Source organism: Limnospira sp. PMC 289.06 (assembly GCF_032350395.1).
Taxonomy (GTDB): Bacteria; Cyanobacteriota; Cyanobacteriia; order Cyanobacteriales; family Microcoleaceae; genus Limnospira; species Limnospira platensis.
In genome coordinates this window covers 1-24,827 of the sequence record NZ_JARPLC010000078.1, presented here as the reverse complement: position 1 = coordinate 24,827, position 24,827 = coordinate 1, and the positions used below count along the sequence as shown (strand labels likewise).

Here is a 24,827-nt window from a genome sequence, read left to right as displayed (position 1 = left end):
GGTTTTGTCGCCATGCTCTTGGGCAAAAGCCTTGAATTTATGCCAGTCGGTAATTTTGTGGTTATTGCCAGGTCGGTGATTAGGTTTAGGGAGGAAGTCTCCGGTCTGTGCTTTTCTTTGCAGCCAGAGATTAATGGTGTTCCGGCTGACATGGAAAACTTGACTGGCTTCTGTTTTGGGCATACCGTCTAGTTCAATTGCATTAATAACTTTTTGTCTGAGGTTGTAACTATAGGGGGCTGGCATTTTTGGTCTTCTTAGTCATCTCGTCCTCTCCATTATACGTCCTAACTTTCCTGTCTGGTGCTATAGATGTGTTATTGGGAAAAAGCCCCGCTGATTTGTTGGTCAAGCGGGGCTTTTTACTGTTGAAAGTTTGAATGTAGGATAGAAATAGTCCGGTCGCTGACCCGATGCTAGGGAACTCTACCATCGCAGCCAGGTAAAGCTCTGTAAAGAGTTTGGCGTTATTCACGGGATCTTCATATTTTCCCATTAGGCTTGATGTTGTAGCCCAAACCCTGCATCCCCCTGGAGGTAGAAATTATGCCATCAGTGTATCTAGCACTACTTATATTAACATTTGGCTCTCTTTTGGTGTATATGCAAACATCCGAAGATATTCCCTTTGTTTTGGCAGGATTAACCGGAATTGTTTGTTTTATATGGGGTTTCGCCTTTGCACACTGGAGCCTACAAATCTTAATTGTTTTGGGTCTATTAAAACTATATAAACTCCACATTCCTGATAGTCTCACTTCCCGGTAATGGACAAAATACCCCTGAACTATCAGGGGTATTTTTACTTTTAAGGTACTCGGTCAAGACTGACATTAAGTAAACCATACCTTTCCCAGCCTTGAGCATCAAAATGCCACCATTCAGTCATTAATGGTTCAAAGCCATATTGTTTCATTTTCAACTCTAATAAGTTGCTATTGCGACGGACTTGGGGTTCATTGCCTGTGTAATCTCTCCAGGCTTTCTCGGTAAAATCATCGTAATCTGTAGGCATTTCCAGAGGTTGACCAGTTCTCAAATCTACTAGAGTCAAATCAACCGCCGCGCCGCGATTGTGACGGGAACCCCGCGCCGGATTACCTACATAACGGGAATCTGGGAGAATTTGCCACATTTGCCAGGTCACAGACCAAGGGCGATAACAATCATAAACCATTAACCCTAATCCCATGGTTTCTAGGTCTTTTTGTACCTCCGAAAGTCTTTGGGCGAAAGGGAGACGCAGGAGACATCGAGGCACCGGGTAAAGGGTTCGGTTTAAAAAATTATTGGCGGTTGCATAGCGAATATCTAAGCGAATATTGCGATTGACAGATTGAATATCTACCAGTCGATTAGCTGATGAAACTTGACTATAATCTGTAATTAGATTAGGGGGAGGTGTTTGGGCGATTAAAGGCTGGCTGTAAGCTGGTTCTGCCCACAAGTTAGATGACCAAAATACCAGGAAAAATGTAATGATAATTAACGGGATTTTTCTGACCATATTACCTGCCTTTTATCAAGATGTTAGGGGGTTAAATGTAGATCAATTTAATCTGCAATCAGGGAATTATTAACTAAGTATTGATATGGATACTAAGAGTAAATTCCCTGAGCCAGAGGACTTAGATGCTTAATCTTTGATAGATTTCATCTAAATGTTTCAGGTGATGTTCAGCCCGAAAACAGGATTCAATTTCTTCTGGGGATAGGTAAGACTGGATGGCAGAGTCTTGGCTAATTAATTTATGAAAATCCCCGTCAGGAGTATTCCAAGCCTGATGAGCGCAGGATTGAACAATGCGATAAGCCTCCTCCCGACTCATGCCTTTTTCGACTAGGGTAAGTAAGACGCGCTGGCTGAAGACTACGCCACCATAGAGGTTCATATTCCGCTTCATGTTGTCAGGATAAACCAGAAGATTTTTCACCAAATCTGTGATTTCTACTAACATGAAATGGGTAATAATGGAGGCATCGGGTAAAATCATGCGTTCGACAGAACTATGGGAAATATCCCGTTCATGCCAGAGGGCCACATTTTCTAAGGCGGCGATCGCATGACCACGCACAATGCGGGCTAGTCCGGTGAGGCGTTCGCTACGGATAGGGTTGCGTTTGTGAGGCATAGCAGATGAGCCTTTTTGACCCCGTGCGAAAAATTCCTCTACTTCTAAAACGTCTGTACGTTGCAGGTTGCGGATTTCTACGGCAAATCTCTCAATGGAAGCAGCCAGCAAGGCGAGGGTTTGCACATATTCAGCATGAATATCTCGGGAAATTACCTGAGTTGAGGCGGTGTCGGGTTGCAGTCCCAGTTTTTGACAGGCGATCGCCTCTACCCTCGGATCAACATTAGCATAGGTTCCCACCGCCCCGGAAATCTTACCTACAGCGATTTGTTGTCGCAGACGTATGAGACGTTCCCGGTTGCGACAGACTTCGGCTAACCATCCGGCTAGTTTGAAGCCAAAGGTGATGGGTTCGGCGTGAATACCATGCGATCGACCAATCATCACGGTATTTCGATGCTGTTGCGCCTGATAGCGAATGGCTTGGGCTAGGGTCTCTACCTGTTCGAGAAGTAAATCCGTACTAGCTACCAGTTGCAAAGCTAGGGCTGTGTCTAAAACGTCGGAACTCGTTAACCCTAGGTGAATGTAGCGTCCAGCATCCCCAACATATTCGTTAACATTGGTGAGAAAGGCAATCACATCATGGCGCACTTGGGCTTCAATTTCTAGGACGCGCGCTAGGTCAAAATTGGCTTTGGCTTTAATTTCCTCCACGGCTGACTCTGGAATATAGCCGAGTTCGGCTTGGGCTTCACAGGCGGCAATTTCCACCTGTAGCCACGTTTTTAGCTTATAGTTGTCTGTCCACAGCGAACCCATTTCGGGTAAGGTATAGCGTTCAATCATTGGGATTGTCAGAACTCTGTTGATTTTTAAGGCTAGTGTCTAAAATTCTCTACTGGCTAGGGTTTAGCGGGTTTTGGCTTAATCGGGAAGTTTGAACACCCGACGATCGCAAAATCACAGCTCCTCGACCAATATTTCATTTTGACATACCACCGTGCCTAAGATTACTAGATTCCCGGTCTGTCAACACCGATCAATCTGGGGATGTATCATGGGTGCATTTGGGAGACCCCCAGATCACCAGCCAGCCCACCCCCAGGACCACTAATCAGCTATGCCTTTTGAGATATTCCTTTCAGCCTGTTGTCAGCTTAGGGGCTTAACATAAAATTAGCAAGCGCTATAATATCAGAGTTTTGTCTTGTCCTGACTCTCTTGAGGTGCTATCGGCTATATGATGAAAGGAAAATTTTATAGGTTTCATCGAGTAATTAAATGGTTTGCGATCGGTTTATTAGCCGTGGGGATGTTCGCCCCTTGGGGAACTGCAGCGATCGCACAATTGCCACCCCTTCCCACATTTCAGGATATCACGAGAGTCAGTAACCCTCGGATTCGAGCTAGAGCCTGTGCTAACTTATTTTGTGCCCCGGTTAGACTCGATAATCGCAGCATCCTTGAAGTCACTTCTCAACCGACTATCTCCCCAGATCATCCTCAAGATTTTGACGTTCAGCAGAGAGTTCAACGCATTGAAAAAATTTTGATGTCCATTGTGGCGGCGGTAGAAAATCCCGACACCCTCGGAATTGAAGTGGGTATCCGCAATGATGAAACTGTCGTGTATGCTCCTGAACAACCGCAAATACAGGATCAGGTGATCATCACAATTACTGATTTTGACTCCCTTCATCAAGGACAATCTAAAAAAGCGATCGCTAAACAGTGGCGAGATACCATCTATCAAGAATTGTACCGTTCCATCTCAGAACGCCGCGCCTTTCAACAGTATTTCTGGAATCGCAAACTTCCCTTTACCCTCCTATTTTTGGGGATAATCATCCTGAGTAGCTGGATATTATGGCAAGTCCAGAAAATCATTGACCGAGAAAATCAACGCATCCAAAATTTATCTCAAACCGCCACAGATATTATTGAAGCTGACCCCAACTCTGACCCTAAAATCATACCTAAATCCCGGTTTAAATTTGGATTTAATCAGATTTGGAGTCGTTTACCCAATCTTTCTCCTAATCAAAAAAAGCAAGTTATTCAATTCCTCCGGCAGGTAACTCAGTGGGGACAAATTTTTATTTGGTTAGGGGGATTAGCCTATCTTTTATATTACTATCCAGCCACCCGCGCCATAGGTGTAGCCCTAGGGGGAGTTCCCCTCTCTTTATTGGTTTATTATCTCATTGTCATTGCCTCCATTAAAATCAGCCATTTGTCTATTGAATATTCCTTGCAAGAATGGGTTAACCAATCTCTGTTTAAATATCCCAATTCGCAGCAAAGATTTCTGTCACGACAAATCACATATATGGCAGCCCTGAAAGGTTTGGCATCATTTACCAGTTACTTTGTTGGCATTTTGTTGACCCTTAATACCATTCTCAGTTCAGTTTTTAATATTCAGATGAATGAAATATTAACCGGGGTCGGTGTCATTGGTTTTGCCTTAACTTACATCTTTCAGAGTACCATTAAAGATGTCTTAAATGGCTGTTTAATTTTGTGGAGTGACCAATATGCCGTCGGTGATGTAATTGCCGTAGAAGATAAAAGTGGTTTGGTCGAGTATATAAATCTTTATATCACCCAAATTCGCAATCTTGATGGCAATTTAATCACCATTCCTAATGGCAGTATTTCCATTGTAGAAAATATGACCAAAAATTGGTCGCGAGTTAATTTTACTATTGAGGTAGCCTATGATTCCGATATCCGCAAAGCCATGGAGGTTATGAAACAAGTCGGAGAAGAAATGCTACAGGAACCCCATTGGCGGAATTTGATTTTAGAATTACCCCAAGTTTTGGGGGTTGATGCCGTGAGTCATCGGGGAATATTGGTCCGCATTTGGATTACTACTCAACCTGTGAAACAGTGGGAAGTCGGTCGAGAGTTTCGGTGTCGGGTCAAAGAAGCCTTCGACCGTGAAGGGATTAAAATTGGCATTCCTCAGCAAACTTTGTGGCATCAAGGCTATCATCATTTATTAGACCAAAATGGTAATCATGGCGGTGAGTTTTCCTCTTCTGTCAATTGACACTGACCTTATGACCCCCAATTCTCCTACTGAAGTAAGATGCAGGAGGCTAGATTAGAACTAACAGTTCCCAAACAGCCTGTTATTTATATGGGGTAGGAAATGCTCGGCGTGGTAGCTGTAGCGTGAATCCGTTAAACTACTGATACTGACCTGGGGATGGGGTACTGAGAACCCCCTAGTAGAGGAAAATTGATAACTAATGAGGTGGACTTGAGATTATTGTGTTAACTGAACTGAAACCGAAAATTTCTGAATTAGAAAATCTGGCGCGTGCCATTAGCTACGAACATCAGCGGTGTCTAGGAAGTCCCCAGACGGCGTTAGTTCCGGCTTACCATGCGGGAGTTTTATTGCTACAAGCACAAACCAAATTGACCTCGACTGACTGGGAAGGTTGGCTAGAGTCGATTGATATTTCTGCCCAAAGTGCTGACACTTATATGCAGATTGCTCGCACTTGGCCAGGATTTCTGGGGGTGGAAATAGGCATCGAGGCGGCTTGTATTGGGGAATATGCACCACAACCCAAACCTTTGGAATCAGAAGCCCAGAAGGAAGTAGAACCCCCCATAGAGGAAGTAGAACCCCCCATAGAGGAGGTCAAGGACTATGATACCCCTATTGATGTAGAATTTACCCCGGTTCCCCCAGAGGAGGAAATACCGCCCAAGACGGAATTGATTAGCTTTGTAATTGAGGGTGCTGTAGTTCCGAAGGCGCGTCCCCGGGTTACCAGTAATGGGACTTATTTACCTCCTCGATATCGGGAGTGGCGGAACCGGGCGGAAGTTGAATTGTATCGCCAGATATCAGAACGGAATTTAACAAATAAATTTCCCCTCAGACGGGCGGCGGTGACTATCCGTTTGTTTGGTAATCATCGGACCAATTCTGATATTGATAATTTGGCTGGTGCTTGTTTAGATGCTTTGACGTTGCAAGGGGCGGGGGTTTTGATGGATGACCGCTTGAGTTGTTTACCTAAACTGAGGGTAGAGTTTTTTCCAGATATCCCTAAAACTGGAGTATGGATAGACATTGAACCTCTTAGTTATTAACAGTTAATTAGCGGTTAATTATATAGATAACTTTTGACTAATTTAAATGCAGTTTAACCGCTATTTTAGCATCTTGTACTACGTCAATATATAACCTTTCTATATGGGTGATATTCTCATCTAAAGTATATTTTTCTAGGACTCTATTTCGGGCTTTTTTACCTAAAACAGTTGCCATTTCAGGGTGGTCTCTAAACACAGGTAATAAGGTTTGTAGTTGACTGCTAACGCCTTGGGTTTTTAAGACGACACCCGCGCCATTTTCTAAGACTTCACCATCAGCACCAGCATCGGTGGCTATGCAGGCGACACCACAGGCCATAGCTTCCAGTAGAGATAAGGATAGTCCTTCGACTAAGGAGGGTAAAATAAACACATCGGAGCCGCGTAAAATTTCGATGCGCTTATCTTCATCGCCGATAAAACCTGCCCAAATTATGCCGTCTTCTAAGCCATACAAGCCTTGCAGATAAGGGGCTAAGGGTCCATCTCCTACTAATAATAGGCGGCAGTTTTCACCCATGCGGGCTTTTTTCCAGCCTTTTAACATGGCTTCGACATTTTTTTCGGTGGCGATGCGTCCTTGATAGACGAAAATCCGATCGCTTTGAAGTTGAGATTTCAGGTGGGAGGGTCCGGGGGAATATTTTTGTACATCCACGCCATTAGGAATGATGGCGACTTGGGGCGAGGTAACTCCGAGTTTAACGAGTAAATCTTTCTGAATTTGAGAGAAGACAATTACCCGGTCATAATTAGCCAGGAAGGGAGCATAAATCTGGTACATCAGATGCTGAGTCCCAGAAGTGAGGTTGCGGAGTTTGCGATCGAAAGGGGGGTGAAAGGTGGCTACTAAGGGTAAATTTAATTCTTCGCAAATTTCTGGGAGGAGGAAATCAAGGGGAGACAGGGTTAGGGAGGCATGAACCAGATCAGGCTTTAATGCTTGCAGAGACCGCATCAGTACCTTACTAGATTTGAGGGTAGGTATGGTGTAGATCTGAGACTTATAGAGGCAGGGAAGTGGCACTTCTTTGGTCCTCTGAGTGTCACCGAAAGAATCGCTATTAAACTGGAAATCTTGGGCTTGAATTTTCCAGTGCCCATTTTCTAGCGACCATTGTTCTCGACGTTCGGGGTGGGTGGTTTCTTGGGCAAAATGGATAAAGCTAACCTGATATCCCCGGTCAAGCAGCATATTGGTTACTTCCCGGGAGTAAGTGACGTTACCGCAAAATGGTGATTTTTTTCCAAGCCAAGCAATGTGCATTCAGATATGTTTGTATAATGGTGGTGTTTGGGGATGACTTTATCACGGAGTTTTGACAGTTGGCATCTGTACTGGGTACAATTTGAGTTCAAAATTTACCGAGTCCTCCCCAAATCATGCCGGAAAATATGCCCCAGGCTGAACCAATGCCGGCAGAAACGATAATGGCTCCTAATAATAGGGGGGTGCTGTTGTCTGAGGGGTTGGTTTGCAGCAATTGAGGAAATAGGGTAGATGCGATCGCCCCTAAAAAAGCGCCAGTAATTACTCCCAGGAAATTACCCCAAACCATACCGACCCAGGCTCCCCGTCGTCCAGCTAATCGTATAGCAGTGGGGAGGGGTGGTGCGCCGCCAATGCTGCCAAAAGTGGCACCAGATAGAATCCCCCCCAAGGCACCAATTCCGGCCGCGACAATGGCCGTGACAAAGAGGCGGGAGATAATTTCTGGGGTGGAGTTACCAGGCTGGTCTATTTCCATGGCGACCACAGCGATCGCCCCTAAAACACTACCGATCGCTGTACCCAAAAATGCTCCCCATATAGCACCTAGAACCATACCATTTTTACCATGTACACGGCCTTTGGGAACCGATAGAGGGGGTTTAAATAGGTTCCAGATGGTACCCCACACCATACCCATAAACGCCCCCCACAGAATCGCCTGACCAATGAGGGCATCTTGTTCTAAAGCCCCAAAAATGACTCCAGCTATGGCGGCGGCGATGAAGGTTCCACATAGACCCCCAATGATTACCGGGATTTTGCTGGGTCCGGTAATGGGTTCGGGTATGAATAACCCGGCGGTGGCACCGAAAAAACAGCCCCAAATGCTACCGACGATCATGGCTCCCAGTATGCCGCTGGTGGGTCCAAAGAGGGCAAAAATTATAGCCACTATCGCTGATAAACAGGTAACTCCCCAAACACCGCCAACTATTGCGCCTTCGGTAATATGCCAAATGGCTAACCAGGTGCGCGGTGATCTGATAATGGCGGGAGGTTGGGGACGTTTGAGAACTCGTCTGGGGCTTTTGGTGGTGGGGGTGATGACTCGCGATGGTTGTTGGGGACGGGTAACTCGAGAGTTGAGGGTGAGACGATGGCGCTTTTTGATTTTTAGTGGTTCTAGGTGTTCACCGGAACGCACGGCTTCTCGGGAGGGGAAGGGATCGCGTCCTCCTAGTTGGCGGGTGCGATCGCACCAGGGACAGGATTTTAGATGGTTACTGTATCGGTGTTGTCGATTCTTGGCACAGGTGGTTAGGTCCGATTCTGCTTGTTTGAGGGCTTGTGTCCAATCTATGGCTGTGGGGCGTTTTTCCGGGTAGCGGTAGCCGCCATCGAAGCAGCGGATAAATAGCTCCTGTAGGCTGGGGTGAAGGGTTTTGAAGGTGGGGGCTAAGGGCATCGGTTGGTAGGGGACTGGTTTTTTCCCATAGACGAAATGACCGGCTTTGATGCGCGCTTCTATGGCTGGGGGGTCGCCACTGCCTTGATATACTCCTGAAAAGGGGTGTGTTCCTTCCATTAGTAGTTGAAATATCAGCACGGCTAAACCAAAGCGATCGTGTTCTGGGGTGCGATCGATATCTCGGAAAGTCTGATGTTGCAATTCTGGGGGGGTAAATTCCGCTTTTCCTACCGGACAGCGAAAGGTCAGCTTAGTATAGGGGTCGCACACTTGAAACGAGTCTGTATCTACTAGGGTGACAATAGCGGTATCGCTGACTAGAATATTGGATTCGTTGACATCTCCTACTACATAGCCTCCGCTGTGAATGTCGTTAAAGGCGGCTGCTAGGTTGCGTGCGGTACGGTGTAGGTAGAGATAGTTAAATAGGGGTTTCTGTTCCCGGCGGGTTTTGGGGGTGTAGAATGTGTGGATCGGTGCGGCGGCGGTGACGCGCGGCATTAAATACCCGACAATGTGGGGCCGGTTATCGAGAGTTCGCAACAGGTCTATTGGCCAAGCGATTAAGGTCATCCCCGGCATTACAGCTAAATTGGCAGGGGGGGCGTTGTACATTAGGGTTAGTTTGTCTGCGTCTTCGTCTGTCGGGTTATGGTAGATTTTGGCTACTAGGGTGGGGTCGTTGGCAACAACGTAGATGCGACCCTCACCACCACTCCCAATGGGGTTTCTGGTGTCGAGGGTGATGATTTTTCCATTAAACTGGCGCTGCAACCGCATTATGCTTAGGAAATTTGGGGTAGGGCTGATATTATCCTCAAGGATAGCGCTTTCGGACCATCATCAATGCCAATTTAATTGTCGTCCTAAAAATTCCTCTAGTTTCTGATTATGGGGTCGGAAAAATTCCTGGAGTTGCTGGAAAACGGCATCTTGGCGATCGACTTCATATTCTCCAGCGTTGAAAGGGTGATATTTATGGAGTTGGTGCGGCGGGAGTTCTAAAAATTCTAAGACTTGATTTAAAATGGCTTGGGGATGTTCGTAAAAGTCCTCACTACGAATAATTAAAAACTGTTCCCGGGGAAATACTGACATCCAATTTTCCAGAAAATCGATATATATTCCTCTGGCTAGATATTTCTTTTGCCCTTGTAAGGCGGGAGCATTGAAAAAGTCGATATCGTCTAGGTTAGACATGATTTCTAACTCCGAGGCAAAGGCTTCTTGCCAAGACCTCTTTTCCCACATTAATCTCTGCCAATGATAATAATGTGAAAAACTCCTGATTATCGGATTTCTTAACAACACAATCAGTTTCATGGACGGAAATACTTCCCAGACCCGCTGGGGAACTTCCAGGGTTTCTAAATAGTGAGGAGTCGCTTCTCCAGTGATAAATTTGGCTGAGGTCGCCAGGTGGGGAAAATGGGAAAGATACCAGTCTAAGCCTCTATAAAACAGCATAGTCCAAAAGTAAACTTCTTTTTTGATGCAGGGTAATACTTGCGGATGTTTACTTAAATAGTTGTACAGGGAAGTTGTGCCGCCTTTTTGAGTGCCAATAATTAAAAAATTCGGGTGCATGGGATGGTTATTATCCCAATATTGACTAGCAATTTCTGGTCGATTTTTTAACAGTTTTTTATGGCTGGCATTTCGATAATGGCTGATGGCTTCTTGGATATCTCCTTGACGACTTAAAGCCTCTCCTAGGTTCATAGAAACTATATGAAAATCGCCAAAATCTTGGAGTTTCTGGCGATAGATATCAATGACGACATCAAGTTGATTGTGTTCGGCTAATAAATTCCACAGATTCCAATATGACCAATAAAAATAAGGTCGAATATTAACGGCTTTGATATAGGCTTCTATAGCTTTGATAGGTTGTCCTTGACGCAGAAATATTTGGGCTAATTGCAGACAAGCATCGAAGCATTCTAGGTCGATTTCTATGGCTTTTTGGTAATTTTTAATCGCCTGATTCCACTTATTGAATCTCACGGCTACCTCGGCTAGTTTTTGGTAAATTATTGCCGATTTATCAGGATGGTTATTTAGGAGTTCCTGATAGTTACTGAAAATTTCCTGCCATGATTCCAGTTGGTTTAAAAGTTCCAATAATTTTAAGTAAGGCCATGTTAATTGTGGTTGGAGGGTTATGCCTTTTTGATAGGCGGCGATCGCTTGTTTTATATCTCCTTGTTTTTTGCAGATTTCCCCCAGCTTAAAATGTATCCAATCTATGTCTGGCTTCAGTTTAACACATTGTTGATAGGCGGCGATCGCTTCCTGGTAGTTTTGCTGTTCTGTGAAAACATCCCCCAAACGACTATAAACATAATACAAATCTGGGTTCATTTCCAGAGCCTGTTTATAGGCGGTTATGGCTGATTTCCATTGTTGACAATTGACGAAAGTTTCCCCTAAATTATAGTGGATTTCTGCCACATTTGGGTAAATTTCCATCGCCTTTGTATAAAGGGCGATCGCTTGGGTAAATTTTCCCTGATTATCAAGGGTTTGGGCAACCTCAATATATTCAGTAAGTTTAATATTTTGAGGCTCAATATCGATGGCTTTTAATAAACAGTAATTAGCTTTATTGGGTTGATTTATTTGTCCAAATACTTTGGCTAAGTTGCGATAAGCACCGCCAAAATCTGGCTTAATTTCGATAGCTTTTTCATAGAAACTAATGGCTGATTGCCACTCATTTTGTTGAGCAAAAAGACTGCCAAGATTAGCGTAAACTTCTGCAAAATCTGGCTCGATTTCTAAGGCTTTTTTATAGGAGGCTTCCGCCTGATCAAACTCCCCCTGTAGCTGTTCAACAGTGCCGATAATTTTGTATGCTGGAGCTAAGTTAGGATGGTATTCTAAGGCAGTTTTACAGGAAGCGATCGCCTCTGAAAATTGCTGTTTCGCTAGATATGTGTTAGCTTGCTGATATAGCTGTAATGCTATGATTTCTTCCGAGAATGGCATTATTACTTTCAATTTTTGGGAAACTTCCAGGATGCTTTTCTAACATCTCCTTACAACTCATATACATATCATAAAATTCGCCAAATGTCAACCCTTGACCAATCATTAATTTAATCCCAATCAAACTGTAAATTTAAAAAATCCTGTAATCTTTGATTATGAGGATAAAAATAATCTCGGAGTTGGCTATAAACTGAAGGTTCAATTTGGGGATAACGTCCTGAGTTATAGGAACAATAATTAGAGAGTTCATAGCTAGGTAAGCCTAAAAAATCCAAAACCTGATTAAAAACTTGGGAGGGATTTTGATAAAAATCTTCACTGCGGATAATTAAAAACTGTTCCCTGGGGAAAATCGACATCCATTTTTCCAGAAATGGTAGATATAATCCTCGCCAAATATATCCGGGATATTGAATTAGCTTACTCTCCGATTCTAAGTTACTTTTGATTAGGTTTAACTCCGATTCTATCACGATTTCTAATGGTCTATATTCCCGCATTAATCTCACCCAATGATGATATTGAGATAAGGCTCTCGTGATGGGATTACGAAGTAATACAATTAATTTAATACTAGGAAATTCCTCAAATATACGCTCAGGAACTTTCGGGGATTCTAAATAATTCGGCGTGGCTTCCCCGGTGATGATATTAGTATCGAAAATACTGGGGGGAAAGTGGGATATATACCAGTCTAAACCTCGGTCACAATGTTGATTCCAAAAATGAGTTTCTTTCTTAATAAAACCTACCATTTGAGGATGTTCTTCTAAGTAACGATACAGAGATGTAGTGCCACCTTTTTGAGTGCCAATAATGATAAAATTGGGCGGGAGAGGAGAGGATTTATCTGCTGATTTAGCCACGATTTCAGGATGCGATCGCCGCATTTTTTGAACAGCAGCATCCCGATATGCTACCATAGCTTCCTGGAATTTTTTTTGATAGCTGAGAAGTTCCCCCAAATTCAATTTAACTTGTTCAGAATCGGGAAAACGGTCAATGGCTGCTACTAAAATTTCCCTGGCTTGGTCTAGCTGTTCATATTCAGCTAAAATATTCCACAAGTTCCAATAAGACCAAGCAAAATCAGGTTTAATTTCTATGGCTTTAAGAAAGGCATTCATAGCATCTTGAGTCCGACCTTCTTACAGTAAAATTTTACCCAAACTGCGATAGGTTTCAAAGCAGTTATAATCTACGGTTAAATGTTGACAATAAACTTTAATAACTTCCTCCCATTGATGATGCTGAATTAAGATTTTTTCTAAGCTACGATAAGTCATAGTTGACTGGTGATTAACTTCCAGAGCCTTTTGATAATACAAAATTGCCTGTTTCGGTCTTTTTAATGCCTTCAAAACTTCCCCTAAGTTATGATAGGCTTCAGAGGTATCAGGATATAATTTAATGGCTTGTCGATAACAGGCGATCGCCTTAGTAAATTGGCGCGACTTTAGCAACAAATTTCCTAACTTTATATAATCATCTGCACTGCCTTTTTCCGGTTCTAATTTCAGAGCTTTATATTGACATTTAATAAAATTATCCGTATCCTCTAACTCAGTCCATACCTTGGCTAAATTCCGATAAGCTCCGGCTAAATTAGGATTAATTTTTAACGCAGTTTGATAGGCTATAATAGCAGGTTCCCACTGGCTTTGTTTCGCATATAAACTGCCTAAATTTGAGTAAACTTCCGCAAAATGTGGTTGAATTTTCAAGGCTTGTTTATACCATTTTTCCGCCTCAGCTAACTCTCCTTTACATTGCCAAGCTATCCCCAAAGTTTTACAGGCGATCGCTAAATCCGGGTACAGTTTTAAGGCTTGTTCAGCAGCTTTGATAGCCGCATCCCAGTCCCTATTATTAATGTATATAATAGCTTGCTGGTGAAGCTGCAATGCCAAAAATTTAGGAGGTAGAGTCATAAATAATCCTGATGGTAATAATTAATAGTAGGATTGATTAGGTCCGGCAATTTCTGATAACAAAATTTCCAATTCACCAGGCTGGAAGCCATCTCCAGTTTTCACTAAAAATAATTGATACCCTTCATATACAATATCTACCCAGTCTTTAACCTTTTCTAAAAATAGATTAATTCCCCGTTTCGCTTCTTGTTCTTCGTTATCTTCTTCCGAGACATTATAATCATCAAAAATCGCCATTCCTCCCACCTTTAACAGTCGCCATGATAGCAAAGCATCTCGGAAAGCTACCGTCGCCAAATGACAACCATCAATATAGATTAAGTCATAGTAATTAGCCGCCAGAGAATTGAGAATATTTTGAGAATATCCGACTATTTTAATCACGCGATCGCCAGCATTAGTTTTAGCAATATTGCTATTAAATTCCGGTTGAAAATAGGGGTCAATACAAGTAATTTGTGCCGTCGGATGAGTCAGCACATAATCAAGAAGCCAACAGGCTGACATCCCCTGAAAACTACCAACTTCTAAGGCTTGAAAGCCGGGAATACCCGCCAGATGATGTAAATGTTTTTCCCAGGTGGGGATATTACTACTAAACCAGTCTCGGGTAAATCGATAATTGCGTTGTTCGCTCAAATACCATCCCCGCAGTTTTAAGGCGGTGCTGTGATAACTAGCAGCTTCGTCTAGGCGGTTACGTTCAGATAATAAATTACCAAGTTCTGTATAAGGTTGAGGAGAGTTAGAGTCTTCCTGGGTGGCGCGTTTTAGGGAGCTAATTTTTTCCTCAAACTCCTGGTATTGTTGACAGATATTCTGATATTTTTCCAGGATTTCAGCATTCTTAGGTTGACATTCACAGGCGAGTTTATGAAAGGCGATCGCTCCTTCAAACTGATAATTTTTAGCTAACATTTCTCCCAAATTTAAATAGGGTTCCGGGTACAGTTGACTAAAGCCTAACTTTTGCCAATTGTGATCCGGTGGATGACTAATCATTTCCGACAACCACTGACTAGCCTTATCTACGTCTGCTTGACTCTGTTCCCGCATAGCATAACCCAATTGACGATATAAACTATTACTAACTCCTGGCTTGTCTTCGGGAACTTTTTGTAAGGCTTGTAAATATATAGGAATGGCTTCCGAAAAACATCCGTTTTGACTTAAAGCATCCCCCAAGTTTTCATGAGCCCAGTAGGAGTTGGGGTTTAATTCAATGGCTCGAAGACAAATAGCGATCGCTTCTTTAACTTTACCAACCTCCAACAAAGATCGCCCTAATGGGAGATGAGACCAAGGGGTGTTAGGGTTGATTTGCATGGCTTTTTGATAAACAGAAATCGCTTTTTCTGGTTCCTGTAAGCGAAACCAAGCATTTCCTAATTTATGGTAGGCGAGTTCGTTTTGGGGGTTAATTTCAATGGCTTTTTTATAGGCGGCGATCGCTGGTTGCCAATTTCCCTGTTGAGCCAACATATTTCCTAGGTCTACATGAATGCGATCGCATTGAGGGTTAAGTTCAACACCACGCTGATAAGCTGCTTCTGCTGCTGACCATTTTTCTAAATTACTGAGCGCATTTCCTAATAAATAATAGGCTTTAAATGAGTCAGGTTGTTTGGCGATCGCTTGCTGACAATAACTGATAGCATCTTCATATTTTCCAAACATAATTAATAATTGAGCCAGGTTACGATATAACCCCACCAAATCAGGATTAAGACGCAAAGCCACATCATAGGCTTGTACAGCATCTTCCCATAATTTATGTTCGGCATATAAACTGCCCAAATTCCCGTAAACTTCACCAAAATCTGGTTTAATTTCTAATGCTTTTGTATAGGCAATTAAGGCAGGCTCAAACTCGCCTTGTTTCTGGTAAGCCAGTCCCAATATTTTATAGGTATCTGCCCAATCAGGCTGCATTTCTAAGGCTAAATTACAGCAGGCGATCGCTTCCTCTAATTTGCCTTCTTTGAGATGATCAATGGCTTGGTTATGGTGTATAAAAGCATAGTTTTGGGCATTCATTGATAAACTCATCCGCAATTTTTACACTCAAACAACTCATTAAATTATATCAGCAATTTCCATGGTTTTTAATAAACTGTTGATATCTATATAAAAATTTTGATTTCTATCCATCTCATCATCTATTTCCTTGGGAAATTCTGGATTGAATTCGCCCACTAAGTAATAATAATCTAATTCACAAATTTCGCTCATAGTCCAGTAACAGGGAAATGAGGCTCCGGGAGGAAATAACTCAATTACTTTAGTTCCAGGTTCACAGAAAACTAAGTTAGTTAACCCAGCACCATGAGGAGAAATTACCACTTCCGCATGATGTAAACACAATGCTTGTTCTTTCACGGACATATTTTCAAGATAGACCACTTGAAAACCTAATGGTTTCAGGATATCCATCAACTCCTGTTCATTGATAACTTGGCGAATATAAGCATTAGCTCTACTAATATAAATTTTACTAGAGTAATTGCATCGATTATCCTCTTCCAGTAATGGATGTTTTAAAACTAAATCTTTGAGAAAATCACAAGCCCATTTGGGTGTTGATAAAGTGCGAGAGGGAACCATCAAAATATCAGCTTCAACGTGACGAAAACAGCCAAACATTTTTTGGTTTTCGGGAATGTCAAACATAGCTAAAGTTTCATCCTCATATTTGTGACCAAACTTATTAACCACAATTTTATCAATGGGGAGTCCGCTGGCTAACACCAGATGCAACCTAGGTATTACCTCAACCATCCAATGAAAATAGTTTTGTCCACAATAAGCAGATACAAAAGCAATATTTCCTTTTAAGTGTATGGTCTCTGGTAAATTATGAGCAGCTAAAGCAATTCCTGAGTTGTCGGAAGATAAATCTTTAACAACCTGATTATTGGCGGTTATTATTGTGTGTAAAAAACCAGTATTTAAGCCTCTAGCTTGTGGCAATATTTTCACGGAACTGGCTGGTTGCTGGGTTCGATGACTTGTGAAACCCAAAAGATTATTAGAAACTGTAGTTGGCTGTTTAAAATTAACAGAAGTAGATGGATATATCTCGATAGTTTGAACATGACTACAATTTTTACTATTGATTAACCACTTTTCTGGACTTGGTAAATTACAGAATTTAGAAAGCAGATCATGAGGTAATTGTAAATGATTGCATCTGTGAGCATCTTCATGTCTTCCTAAGTGTTTTAAATTGAGCTTAATTTGGGTGTATGCTTGATAATGATTGGGGTCATTTTTCAGTGATTCAAAACAGACTTTTAGGGCTTCTTCCCACTTTTGCTGAGACATGAAGACATTAATAATTTCTTCATAATACCAAGTACAATTTTTGATGTTAATAGCATTTCTATAAGCCTCAATGGCTTGGTCCAAATCACCCAATTTTTGTAAGCAATTCCCCAAGCCATTATAAAACCAGTCATGATTACTATTTATAGATATGGCTTTTTGATAATTTTCTAAGGCTTTTAACCAGTCTTGATTTTGATAACAAGCATCTGCTAAAGATCCATAAAACCATTGGGAATCAGGATTTTGATTAACCAGAATTTGATACTGATATATTGCCTGTTCATAACGATTTTGGTTGACTAAAATCTTACCCCAATTAACTCGATTATTGGGAGATTCTAAAAAACTTGGGTTGTGTTCAATGATGGTCTCATAAATGACTAAAGCAGCATCCCAACATTCCTGCTCAATTAAAGTTTCTGCCAGGGAATAATAGTGTTTGATAAAATCAGGCTGTTGTGATAAAATTAATGGGTATAATTTCACCAAATCTTCCCAGCGATTTAACTCAAATAATGCCTTAGATAAGCCTAAATAAAACTCCAGAAAGTCTGACTTTAATTGAATGGCTTTTGGGTAAGCATCTGCTACATCTTCCCACTGCTGGAGTTGGGTGGCAGCTTTGGCTAATTGATAATAAGACCAACAAAAATCTGGGTTGATAGCGATCGCTTTCCGAAAAGCCGACACCGCCAAAGCTGGTTGATTTAACGCCTGAAAAGCCTCTCCTAAATGGTGATGAGACCAACTAAAATCCGGTTGGATAGCGATCGCCTTCTCAAAAGCCGACACCGCCTCGGCTGGCTGATTTAATTGCATCAGACCTAACCCCAATTTATGGTGGGCTAAAAATAACTGAGGATGGTAAGCGATCGCCTTTTGAAATGCTGACACCGCCTCCGACCATTTACCGGCTTCAGCCAAGGTATTTCCTATCTGTAATTCCTCCTGTCCTCGCTGTTTTAAAATGCCATCTAATTGCAGTCCCCGTTTCCAGTAAATTTGAGCTTCTTCTGGTCGTCCTCTCTGGGTTAAAACCCTCGCCAAATTGCGATATACTCCCCGAAAATTAGGGTCAATATTGATGGCTTGCTTTAAGGTGGTTTCCGCTTCTTCCCACCTTCCCTGTTGCGCGTAAAGACTGCCAAGATTTCCATAAGCAGCCACCAAATTAGGGTCAAGATTGATAGCTTTTTTATAGGCATTTTCAGCGGCTTCTAGGCGGTTACTTTTTTGTAAAGCCAACCCCAAAGTTTTATAAGCCATAACCCATTCCGGCTGCTGTTGAATCACTTGTTGACATTTTGCGATCGCCTCATCAAATTTTCCTTCTTCTAAATAGGCGATCGCCTGTTGATGAAGACTCACTAATTCCCCCGGAAGTTGAAAATCACGCTCCATATTATTCACTCACCCCTAGACTCACTATAATTATATACTAATCTTGCCAATTATTTACATTGGTTAAAACTCAGTCATTAACCGCTATTCCAGCCAAATTTTACCTCTAATAAATCCTCTAAGGCTTGATTGTAAGGTTCGTAAAATTCTCCCAACTTATAGCGCCATAGTTCAGTCACATCAGGATAAAATCGAGAGTTGTATTTTGGATATGTTTTTAATGAATAATCTGTTAAACCCAAAAACTGATGTACTCTCGTTAAAGTGGCGGCTGGACTATTATATAAATCCTCGCTTTGGAGAATGAGAAAATTATCTTTGGGGAAGATAGATAACCAATGTTTTAAAAATTCAACATATATACCACGCGCCAAATAACTATGGGGACAGTCCCAAATCTGACGATTACCTTGTTTAAAGCGGTTTATTTCTGAGGCGATCGCTGTTGATAAATCTCGCGACTCCCAACCAATATTAACCCAATGATAGTAATGAGAAATAGCCCTATCTATGGGATTTCTTAACAGCACAATTAACCTTATATCAGGGTAAAAATTAAACAGACGTTCTGCTACAGGCTGACAGTCCAAATAACTAGGTGTGGCTTCCCCAGTCATAACCCGATTAGCTTTCGGCATAGTACAAAAATGGCTCAAATACCAGTCCAAGCCTCGGTCAAACTTCCGAGACCAAAACTCAATTTCTTTGATGACAGATAAGGCAGTTTGTGGATGCTTTTCGAGATAATAATATAAGGAAGTAGTCCCACCTTTTTGAGTGCCAATAATCATAAATTTAGGCGGAACTCCAGGGTTAATTAACTCCTGATTAAACTTAATATTTGTGGCTTGACAGTTACAATTAATGGCTGCTTCTAGGTTTCCCTGTTGGGCGAAAACTTCTCCTAAATTAATATACAATTCATAGGATTTGGGATTTTTAACAATGGCTTTTTTATATAAATCCACCACCTCCCCTAAGCGTCCTTCAGCTTTAAGCAATATCCACAAATCCTTATATAACCAAGGAGGTAAATTCGGCTTTAATTCCATAGACCGTAAATAAGCCTCAATCGCCTGATGCCATTTTCCCACCTGAAATAAAGCATTTCCTAAGCTGTAATAGACATCATAACTATCAGGATGCTGTTTAACAATCTGATTTTGAATATTTACCTGATGTTCAAGTTCCCGTTGACGTTCCCAAGTCTGATTGAGTTTTGGTAAAATATCTTGATTTTCTGGGTCAATAGCCAAAACTTTTTGATATAATATAATTGCTCCTAACCAATAATCTTTGCGGGCTAAATTATCGGCTAACTTTTGATAAATTGTGATATTTTGAAAGGATGGCAAAATAGTTAAGTTTTCGATGACATTATCAAGATATCCCTGACAGTATCCCGCCAAAGCATTACCTAACTTTTCATCAATATCGGGCAAATTTTCATCAAGTTGACAAGCTGTTAAATAGGCATCAATAGACTTTTCCCATTCACCGATATAACTGTAAGCATTACCCAAGTTATAATAACACCAGGGAAAATGAGGCTCAATAGAAATTGCCTGTTGATATACTTGAATAGCTGCCGACCAATGACCCTGTTTAATCAGAGTATTGCCCAAATTATTATAAGACCAAAAAAAGTCCGAATTCAGAGCGATCGCCTTTTGGTAAGCCGACCTAGCATCCTCCCACCTTTCCAGTTGAGAGAAAGCATCCCCTAATTTATGGTGAGACCAGGAGAAATCAGGGTTTAGCTGGATCGCCTTTTGGTAAAAAGCGATCGCCTTCTCCAGCTTTCCCTGATCTAAATAGTTTTCTGCCTTTTCGTGTAAACTTAAAGCCTCTGCTTCCGGGTTAGGTACAGACATAAACTCATTTTCAAAAATAACTAATTGCTCAACCAAACTCGACCAACTTTATGCCTTAGTTGTATAGGCCATTCTCACCCACCAGCATTGACTCTAAACACCTAAATTATGAGGTACTTAGAATAGATCCCGGTTCACAAAATATATGAAACCATAAAGAGCCCCAGCCATGACAGGACCTGCTATCAATAACCCCGCAAAAATCAGAGAAATTGATGTACTATAATATACAAAACCCCCATAAGGAATCAGAAATCCCAAAGCCGCAAGAATGATTTTAGTAGGAGTCCACTTAATATCCTTTTTCAGGGTAGTATTGAGCAATTTTTTGTCTTTAATGTATGTTCTTTTGCCCATGCTATTATTTCCTCAATTTTGGCGATACTGAGATTAAGTTAATCTGAGTGTAACAATACCCCAATCCCTTAGAGACCATCAACTTCTGTTTTTTTGACCAAGGACCAATCATGTCAGCAACTACTCGCCAACCCAGAGTCAGTGTCATCATTCCCGCTTACAATGCCGATCGCTACATTGCTGAAACCATCAACAGCATTTTCAGCCAGAGTTATCAGGACTATGAAATCATTGTAGTCGATGACGGCTCTACCGACAGCACCCCAGAAATTCTCCAATCCTACGGGTCACGTATTCACAGTATATCCCAAACTAATGGTGGCATCGCAGCAGCCAGAAATATCGGTATAGCAGCCGCTAAGGGAGAATTAATCGCCCTATTAGACCATGATGATATTTTCCTCCCGGACAAATTGACCGCCCAGGTCGCCTGCTTCGACTCTCACCCTGGGGTAGGACTGGTCAACAGTGGTTGGCAAATCATTAGTGCCGACGGTACACCCCAATCAAATATTGAACCGTGGCATAATACCCCCAGTCTCACCCTAAAAAGCTGGTTGACTGATACCCCCATTTTACCCAGTGCGATGATGTTCCGGCGAGAATGGTGGGAAAAGGCGGGAGGCTTTAACTCGCGGTTTGACGGTGCCGACGATGTAGACTTTGTGCTGCGACTAGCCAAAATGGGATGCAAAGCCACCTGGTTAAAACAGATAACCGTGGGCTACCGCCAACACGATCGCGCCATGTCCGTTTCTGATCCTACCAAACAGTTAGAGGCTTTTAATGCCATCCTAGAAAACTTTTTCCAACAACCAGACCTGGACGACTCTATCCGCCAACTAGAGAGGCAGACCCGTTATGAATCATTAACCTGGATGGCTTGGCGATTTTATTATACTGGTCATCAGACCAAAATGGCAGAATTTCTCAGGCGATCGCTTTCCTATACTCCCTACGGCCACCCCATCACCCTCTCGATCTGGGTTAAGCGCTTCATCGGCTACTATAGTGGCTTCGGTGAATTAATGGATACCCACAGCTTTAGACAACAACCAGAATGGCAACAACTCCTCAATGAAACCCTCCCCAAAACTACCCCTAAAGTTAGTGTAATTATTCCCGCTTATAATTGCGATCGCTATATTGAACTGTGTGTCCGAAGCGCCCTAGAACAAACCTATACAGACTATGAAATTATCGTAATTGATGACGGTTCCACCGACAACACCCGGCAGGTTCTCGAACCCTATTTAGACGTAATTTCCTATCACTATCAAACCAACCAGGGAGCTGCCAAAGCCAGAAATTATGGCTGTAGTTTAGCGCGGGGAGAATTTCTCGCGTTTTTAGATAGTGATGACTTTTTTTTGCCCGAAAAACTCGCCGAACAAGTTACCCACTTCCAGGAAAATCCCTCCATTGATTTAATCCAAAGTGGCTGGATTGTGGTTGACCAAAATTCTCAATTCCTAGCCCAAGTTAGACCCTGGGAAAATGCACCAGTCTTGAACTTAGAAACCTGGGTTTTATATAAATGTGTCCGTCCTAGCGCCTTAATTATGCGGCGGGAATGGTGGGAAAAGGTGGGAGGATTTGATCATCGTCATCCCCCCACAGAAGACCTAGATTTTGTCCTGCGGTTATCTTTAATGGGTTGTCGCACCGTTTGGCTGAAAAAAATGCACGCCTGCTACCGCCAACATGATTGTAATTTGATGTCTGGAGGGGAAAAAGTCATCCGCAATACGGAAGCCTTAATGAATGAGTTTTTCCGCCGCCCAGAATTACCCATATCTATCCGTAAACTGGAAAGAAAAGAACGCTATGAGCGCTGGATATGGTTAGCATGGAGAATGTATCGAGATGGCTACCCTAAATTCATGGTAGAATGTTTACAGAAGTCCTTGGAATATAGTGATGCTTCCTCGGTAGAGACTTTACTACACTGGACAAATGCCTTTCAGAATATCTCCCAAGAGTATGGGGAAAAGTTATTGATTGAGCAACTAATTAAGAGTCCCGAATGGCAGGAGATTTATACAGTCTTTATCGGGGGTTCAAGATTCCGCCAAAAATCACAGTTAAATTTATCAACATCGGTTTTAATGAATCAACACATTATTTTAATTAATACAGATGATCCTGGTATTGGCGGACTGGCACAATATGATCATCTGATTATGTGTGAATTGGCGAAAATTGGTTATCAAGTCACAGCAGTTAGACCGAAACATACTAGCCCTTTAGTGGAACAAGAAGGGAGTTTCGGAGTGCAACAGTTTTGGCTAGATTATAGTACCAGTTCGGATTTGGCTAGAGTGTTGAGAAATTGCCAAGATTACGAAACATTGTATTCTCAACTGAAACCGGATTTTATTATCTTTAGTGACGGCTGGCCCTATTCCCATTTTGCGGCTAAACAGGTGGCTATTGAACAAAAAATTCCCTATGCGATCGCCCTAGGTTTAGTCATAAGTGAACACGCCGATTTTTCCATGGGTGATGATATCCCATATCGAGAAGCTGTGCGCTATCAATATGGTTTGGCGCGGGTGGTCAATGTGGCGGCGCGGGAACATTTAAACATTCTCCATCAGGATTTTAAATTACCTGAAAATAAAGGCAATGTGGTTTATTATGGCCGATCGCCAAAATACTTTAACCCCCCTAACCCAGAAGTGCGAAAACGGTTGCGCCAGGAAATTGGCATTCCCGAAAATGCAGTAATGTGTTTTACCTCAGCCAGACTCGCCCCAATTAAAGGCCACCGTCATCAACTAGAAGCGATCGCCCACTTGAAAAATTCCCCGATTTGGTCAAAACTATATCTGGTATGGGCGGGAACCGGAAAAGGTAGCGATCGTGATGTGGAACCCGAACTTAGGGAAATGGCACAACAGCTAGGGGTAGCCGAAAAGGTGATTTTCCTGGGTCAACGCTGGGATGTTCCCGACTGGCTAGATACCTGTGATATCTTTGTGTTAACCTCCTATTCAGAAGCCGCCCCCTCCTTCGCCGTTATGGAAGCTATGGCTAAGGGTTTACCTATTGTCGCTTCCGCCGCCGGTGGCATTCCTGAAGGTTTAGGGGGAACCGGTAAGCTATTACCTAACCCCAATGTTGACCCAGCCGCCACGGCGCGGGAACTCGCCCACACTCTCGAAGAATGGGCCGTTAATCCTCAACTGCGACAAGCTATGGGACAGGCCAGCAAACTGAGGGCCCAACAACTATTTCGGGAAGAACGGATGCTTAGGGAAACTATAAACATCTTTCAGCAAGCTATATCAGCTCCCATAAGCGATGAATTTGCTCAGGGTGAGGAGGTGATAAAAGGGGTACAAAACGTCAGCCAAAGGCTTCGCTATCGGTCGCAAACGTGGCAAGCATGGCACGCCTACACCACCGGAGATACAGCCGCAGCGGTTGAACATCTCCAACGGTCTCTCAAATATTCTTCTTTCCAATTCACGACTCAAACTATCCTAGACTGGGTTAATGATTTCGTGCGGTTATCCTCTTTAAAAGGCGATCGCTTAGATGCGCTTTCCTTTGCTAAATTGATAATGAATAATTATTAATTGTAGGGGCGGGTTTTGCCGTCAATTATCAATTCCCCACCCAGGTTTTGATAAACCCGCCCCACCGTTTTCCCTGAGAAACTGGGTTTCTTGACCACGATATGGGTGGTGCGTCAGATGAACCAAATTAGCCGTTAACCCGATATGTTATCCCTCTGACGCACCCTACCAGGGTGATAATTATTAATTATTAATTATTAATTGTAGGGGCGGGTTTTGCCGTCAATTATCAATTCCCCACCCAGGTTTTGATAAACCCGCCCCACCGTTTTCCCTGAGAAACTGGGTTTCTTGACCACGATATGGGTGGTGCGTCAGATGAACCAAATTAGCCGTTAACCCGATATGTTATCCCTCTGACGCACCCTACCAGGGTGATATAGCACTAGTCAATACGGTTAGGACGCAGCCTTGAGAACAGAATCCATGGCATCATCGAGAGAATCAAACTGCTCACGTGCAATGGCGAATGCGG

16 protein-coding genes and 1 pseudogene are annotated in these 24,827 nt (G+C 42.5%); 4 read left to right on the top strand and 13 right to left on the bottom strand.

Features of this window, described 5'->3' with window-relative positions:
- On the bottom strand, window positions 1–246 hold a 246-nt coding region (locus P5674_RS15800), incomplete at its 3' end, for an IS630 transposase-related protein (protein ID WP_315670093.1).
- 300 nt (window positions 247–546) lie between these two features.
- On the opposite strand from P5674_RS15800, the gene P5674_RS15795 reads away from it, so the two are divergent.
- Complete coding sequence (locus P5674_RS15795; RefSeq protein ID WP_006668133.1) at window positions 547–768, top strand: hypothetical protein; 222 nt, start codon at window positions 547–549, stop codon at window positions 766–768.
- A 40-nt stretch (window positions 769–808) separates the two neighbouring features.
- On the opposite strand, the gene P5674_RS15790 is transcribed toward P5674_RS15795, so the two are convergent.
- A complete protein-coding gene (locus tag P5674_RS15790; RefSeq protein WP_006619057.1) occupies window positions 809–1,507 on the bottom strand; it encodes a M15 family metallopeptidase in 699 nt (232 codons plus the stop codon).
- A gap of 121 nt (window positions 1,508–1,628) precedes the next feature.
- The gene (gene purB / locus P5674_RS15785; protein ID WP_006619058.1) at window positions 1,629–2,924 is read right to left on the bottom strand and encodes an adenylosuccinate lyase; all 1,296 of its coding nucleotides are present in this window, start codon (window positions 2,922–2,924) and stop codon (window positions 1,629–1,631) included.
- A gap of 394 nt (window positions 2,925–3,318) precedes the next feature.
- Here purB and P5674_RS15780 point away from each other — a divergent pair, with 394 nt between their 5' ends.
- On the top strand, window positions 3,319–5,136 hold the full coding sequence (locus tag P5674_RS15780; RefSeq protein WP_315670092.1) for a mechanosensitive ion channel family protein: 1,818 nt from the start codon (window positions 3,319–3,321) through the stop codon (window positions 5,134–5,136).
- A 224-nt stretch (window positions 5,137–5,360) separates the two neighbouring features.
- Entirely contained in the window at window positions 5,361–6,197 is an 837-nt protein-coding gene (locus tag P5674_RS15775; protein WP_008049189.1) for a RusA family crossover junction endodeoxyribonuclease, read from the top strand.
- A 37-nt stretch (window positions 6,198–6,234) separates the two neighbouring features.
- On the opposite strand, the gene P5674_RS15770 is transcribed toward P5674_RS15775, so the two are convergent.
- From P5674_RS15770 to P5674_RS15725, 10 genes and pseudogenes are all read right to left on the bottom strand, one after another.
- Window positions 6,235–7,467 carry a glycosyltransferase family 4 protein gene (locus P5674_RS15770; RefSeq protein ID WP_315670091.1) on the bottom strand — a complete coding sequence of 411 codons (1,233 nt, stop codon included), beginning with the start codon at window positions 7,465–7,467 and terminating at the stop codon, window positions 6,235–6,237.
- A gap of 88 nt (window positions 7,468–7,555) precedes the next feature.
- Window positions 7,556–9,661: a DNA-binding protein gene (locus tag P5674_RS15765; RefSeq protein ID WP_315670090.1), complete on the bottom strand. Its 2,106-nt coding sequence runs from the start codon at window positions 9,659–9,661 to the stop codon at window positions 7,556–7,558.
- A gap of 63 nt (window positions 9,662–9,724) precedes the next feature.
- On the bottom strand, window positions 9,725–11,872 hold the full coding sequence (locus tag P5674_RS15760) for a tetratricopeptide repeat protein (RefSeq protein ID WP_315670089.1): 2,148 nt from the start codon (window positions 11,870–11,872) through the stop codon (window positions 9,725–9,727).
- Window positions 11,873–11,982: 110 nt separating this feature from the next.
- A complete protein-coding gene (locus P5674_RS15755) occupies window positions 11,983–12,765 on the bottom strand; it encodes a sulfotransferase domain-containing protein (RefSeq protein WP_286133311.1) in 783 nt (260 codons plus the stop codon).
- Window positions 12,766–12,858: 93 nt separating this feature from the next.
- Window positions 12,859–13,011, bottom strand: a pseudogene (locus P5674_RS15750) (tetratricopeptide repeat protein); the annotation flags it as partial.
- A 12-nt stretch (window positions 13,012–13,023) separates the two neighbouring features.
- On the bottom strand, window positions 13,024–13,806 hold the full coding sequence (locus P5674_RS15745; RefSeq protein WP_014275042.1) for a tetratricopeptide repeat protein: 783 nt from the start codon (window positions 13,804–13,806) through the stop codon (window positions 13,024–13,026).
- Window positions 13,807–13,827: 21 nt separating this feature from the next.
- Entirely contained in the window at window positions 13,828–15,858 is a 2,031-nt protein-coding gene (locus tag P5674_RS15740; protein WP_286171655.1) for a tetratricopeptide repeat protein, read from the bottom strand.
- A gap of 27 nt (window positions 15,859–15,885) precedes the next feature.
- A complete protein-coding gene (locus P5674_RS15735; RefSeq protein WP_006619065.1) occupies window positions 15,886–18,537 on the bottom strand; it encodes a tetratricopeptide repeat protein in 2,652 nt (883 codons plus the stop codon).
- Between the two features lie 77 nt (window positions 18,538–18,614).
- A complete protein-coding gene (locus tag P5674_RS15730; protein ID WP_315670088.1) occupies window positions 18,615–20,411 on the bottom strand; it encodes a tetratricopeptide repeat protein in 1,797 nt (598 codons plus the stop codon).
- A gap of 117 nt (window positions 20,412–20,528) precedes the next feature.
- Window positions 20,529–20,768 (bottom strand): hypothetical protein, encoded by a 240-nt coding sequence (locus P5674_RS15725; RefSeq protein ID WP_006619067.1) that lies wholly within the window; start codon window positions 20,766–20,768, stop codon window positions 20,529–20,531.
- 110 nt (window positions 20,769–20,878) lie between these two features.
- Between P5674_RS15725 and P5674_RS15720 the strand changes: the two genes are divergently transcribed.
- The gene (locus P5674_RS15720; protein ID WP_315670087.1) at window positions 20,879–24,352 is read left to right on the top strand and encodes a glycosyltransferase; all 3,474 of its coding nucleotides are present in this window, start codon (window positions 20,879–20,881) and stop codon (window positions 24,350–24,352) included.
- Window positions 24,353–24,827 lie beyond the last annotated feature (475 nt).

What these genes read in the sequence shown, in the direction of transcription:
- P5674_RS15795 (WP_006668133.1), top strand. Translation starts at nt 547, where the DNA reads ATGCCATCAGTGTATCTAGCACTACTTATATTAACATTTGGCTCTCTT.
- P5674_RS15790 (WP_006619057.1), bottom strand. Translation starts at nt 1,507, where the DNA reads ATGGTCAGAAAAATCCCGTTAATTATCATTACATTTTTCCTGGTATTT.
- purB (WP_006619058.1), bottom strand. Translation starts at nt 2,924, where the DNA reads ATGATTGAACGCTATACCTTACCCGAAATGGGTTCGCTGTGGACAGAC.
- P5674_RS15780 (WP_315670092.1), top strand. Translation starts at nt 3,319, where the DNA reads ATGATGAAAGGAAAATTTTATAGGTTTCATCGAGTAATTAAATGGTTT.
- P5674_RS15770 (WP_315670091.1), bottom strand. Translation starts at nt 7,467, where the DNA reads ATGCACATTGCTTGGCTTGGAAAAAAATCACCATTTTGCGGTAACGTC.
- P5674_RS15765 (WP_315670090.1), bottom strand. Translation starts at nt 9,661, where the DNA reads ATGCGGTTGCAGCGCCAGTTTAATGGAAAAATCATCACCCTCGACACC.
- P5674_RS15760 (WP_315670089.1), bottom strand. Translation starts at nt 11,872, where the DNA reads ATGCCATTCTCGGAAGAAATCATAGCATTACAGCTATATCAGCAAGCT.
- P5674_RS15755 (WP_286133311.1), bottom strand. Translation starts at nt 12,765, where the DNA reads ATGCGGCGATCGCATCCTGAAATCGTGGCTAAATCAGCAGATAAATCC.
- P5674_RS15745 (WP_014275042.1), bottom strand. Translation starts at nt 13,806, where the DNA reads ATGACTCTACCTCCTAAATTTTTGGCATTGCAGCTTCACCAGCAAGCT.
- P5674_RS15740 (WP_286171655.1), bottom strand. Translation starts at nt 15,858, where the DNA reads ATGAGTTTATCAATGAATGCCCAAAACTATGCTTTTATACACCATAAC.
- P5674_RS15735 (WP_006619065.1), bottom strand. Translation starts at nt 18,537, where the DNA reads ATGGAGCGTGATTTTCAACTTCCGGGGGAATTAGTGAGTCTTCATCAA.
- P5674_RS15730 (WP_315670088.1), bottom strand. Translation starts at nt 20,411, where the DNA reads ATGTCTGTACCTAACCCGGAAGCAGAGGCTTTAAGTTTACACGAAAAG.
- P5674_RS15725 (WP_006619067.1), bottom strand. Translation starts at nt 20,768, where the DNA reads ATGGGCAAAAGAACATACATTAAAGACAAAAAATTGCTCAATACTACC.
- P5674_RS15720 (WP_315670087.1), top strand. Translation starts at nt 20,879, where the DNA reads ATGTCAGCAACTACTCGCCAACCCAGAGTCAGTGTCATCATTCCCGCT.